At 65.6% G+C, this 2761-nt stretch carries 2 protein-coding genes; one reads left to right on the forward strand and one right to left on the reverse strand.

All coding sequences use genetic code 11. The annotated features are described in order from the left end of the window. Positions 1-1379, reverse strand: a 1379-nt coding sequence (locus U9980_RS27400; RefSeq protein WP_322770573.1) for an AMP-binding protein, incomplete at its 3' end; no start/stop codon positions are given. A gap of 539 nt (positions 1380-1918) precedes the next feature. Here U9980_RS27400 and U9980_RS27405 point away from each other — a divergent pair. Further along, positions 1919-2746, forward strand: a complete 828-nt coding sequence (locus tag U9980_RS27405) for an MBL fold metallo-hydrolase (protein ID WP_322750794.1) — start codon at positions 1919-1921, stop codon at positions 2744-2746. Positions 2747-2761: the final 15 nt, after the last annotated feature.

Raw genomic sequence — 2761 nt, forward strand, 5'->3', positions numbered from 1 at the left:
ACAATGATCATTTCCTTGCGGCGTCCGGTGACGAAGAGTTCCTCACCTCGGCGGAACCCCAGGTCACCGGTGCGCAGCCAGCCGTCGGATGTGAACGGGTCGGTCTCGCTGCCCGCCGGGCGCGCGATCTGACGATCGTCGCGCGCTCTTTGGCCCTCTAGATAACCAGACGTCACCGAGTCCCCACGGATCTCGATCTCGCCGACCCGGTGGTCATCGGCGGACACACCGGTGCCCGCGGCGTCGCCGATCCGCACCTGCACGCCCCGTACGGGTTGGCCCACGCCGACGATGCCCCGGGCCTGGGAGTGCCCACGTGCCACCTCGTGGGCCGACGCCGTATTGGCCAGCCGGTCGCGGTCAACCCAGACCGACACCGGCGCCCGGCCGAGCGCGGGGAACGTGACTGCCAGGGTCGCCTCGGCCATACCGTAGACCGGGAACATTGTTTCGGGCGCGAAGCCGGCCGGTGTGAAGCGCTCAAGGAAACGCTCGATCGAGGAGACCGCGATCGGTTCGGCACCGTTGAAGGCGATCCGCCAGCGCCGCATGTTCAGTCGGGCCGCGTCATCCGCGGACACGGCCGCGGTCAGTTGGTCGTAGCCGAAGCTCGGGGCGCTGGAGATCGTGGCTTCGCAGGCGAGGAACTCGTCCAGCCACCGCGCCGGATCCTTCACGAACGAGGTCGGCGACCACACCGTCATGGGTATCCCGCGCATGATCGCGCACAGGGTGGCAAAGAGTCCCATGTCGTGGAAGAGCGGCAACCAGATACCGCCGCTGTCGCCCGGGCCGAGCTCGATGCCCTCGCTGATCGCCTCGATACCCGCGAGCGCGTTGGCGTGGGTGAGCTGCACCCCCTTGGGCGCCGCCGTGCTCCCGGAGGTGAACTGCACGATCGCCAGGTCCGTCGGCGCCACCGTGGGTAGCATTCCCGGCGAGGTCGCGCCGCAGCGCAGCTCCTCGGCGCAGACGAACGTGGTCTCGCCCATGGCCTCGCTGAAACGACCGGCCAGGGCCCGGAACCGGGACGAGACCACCACGCGACGCATCCCTGCGACCGATGAGATCCGTGCCAGCCGGTTCGCGTGCCCGCGCAGGTCCCGGGCGGCGTTGGGTAGCGGCAACGGGCACGCGGCTGCACCGGTCCGGGTGATGGCGAACAGGGCCTGCAGGAACTCGGGCGCGTTCTGACTGAAGATACCGACCCGACTGCCGGGCCCGACACCGTCTTCGGTCAATGCGCGGGCCATCGACCGCGACGACTCCGCGAGGTCGTGCAGCGAAATCGTCGCCGGCTCGGACGGGAAGGCGATGGGCGTGTCAGGGCGGTACGCGGCCATCTGGTCAAGTGCTTCGTGCAACGTGCCGGCGAGCATGCGGTCTCTCCCTGCCTCATGAAGGTCGACCTGGCGAACACCGTCATCATCCGAAATTTTTTGTCGATGGTACGAGTATTGTCAATACTTGTCTTCCGGTTGTATTGATCTATTCGAAATGGCAATCGACCGTAGGTGGACGCGCATGCCGTCGGCGATTATTCCAATGACTTTTGTGGTCGCTTTGCGGTCCGTTCACCGAGCGGACGGCGGGTCCTGTTCGAATTCACAAAAGCGTACCGCCCGCTCCCACCGGTCTGACCACCACATCAGCTCCGGGTGGTGCCGCCGAGCCCGCCCGATCCCAGCCGATCCCGGCCGGGATCGGCGACCGCCGGTCAGGGCTGCGACCGGCCCGACGACGTAGCCGGGATTTCTACCCGGTTCAGCTCGCGGCGATTGGTCCTCGCAATCGTGCGTGTGGCAGCTGCTGGTTGCCAAATCCATGATTGACCAGCACCATCGCTGGAACGAGTGAATTTTACGTTCAGAAAGTGCGGCGTTAATTTCGGCATTTCAAAAGATCGGATGTCTCTCCAATGCATCTCACGGTCCTCGGCTGTCGCTCTGGAATGCCAGCCGGCGGTCAGAGCAGTTCAGGCTACATGGTGAGCACGGAAGGTGCCAGAATACTGCTGGACTGCGGTCCGGGAGTTGCCCTGGCGCTCAGTGCGATCGGCCATCCGAAGATGCTGGACGCGGTTGTGATCAGTCATTTTCACTCGGATCACTGCTATGATCTGTTGCCCATTGGAAAGGCTCTTCTGAGCGGGCGCGCCCGGTATGGGCACCACCTGGAAAACCTACCGGATGCCGATGATGACATCGAGCGTCCACCCATTCCACTGTACGTGCCGACCGGCGGTCGGGCGACTCTGGACAAGCTTGCGAAACTGTTTCCGGTAGCGACCATTCCCATGTTGGACAAGGCTTTCGACATCGCCTTCGACGTACGGGAGTACACCGCCGGTGAGGTGTTCAAGGCAGGTGACTGCGAAATCAGCATGCACGGCCTGCGGCACGCCGTTCCCAACTGTGGAGTCCGGGTGGACGGCCCGGCGGGAACGCTCGCCTACACCGGGGACACGGGCCGGACCGATGCGTTGATTCCGCTGGCCAGGGACGTCGACCTGCTGCTCGCCGAAGCCACTCTGGAGGTCACCGACGACGGACCGCACGGTCACCTCAGCGCCACCGATGCCGGTGAGGCCGCAGCCACCGCCGACGTCGCCCAGCTCGTGCTCACCCACTTCATCTCTGGCGACCCGGGCTGGCTGCAGGCCAGACAGGCCGATGCCAGCCGCGTCTTCGGCGGGCCGGTGCACCTTGCCGCACCGGCCGCGCGGTTCGACGTCCAGGCCTCCTGACCGGTTCCCGAACTT

Source organism: Protofrankia sp. Cr1 (assembly GCF_963555865.1).
Lineage (GTDB): Bacteria > Actinomycetota > Actinomycetes > Frankiales > Frankiaceae > Protofrankia.

Coding starts and splice junctions, on each gene's coding strand:
- U9980_RS27405 (WP_322750794.1), top strand. CDS start 1,919: ATGCATCTCACGGTCCTCGGCTGTCGCTCTGGAATGCCAGCCGGCGGT.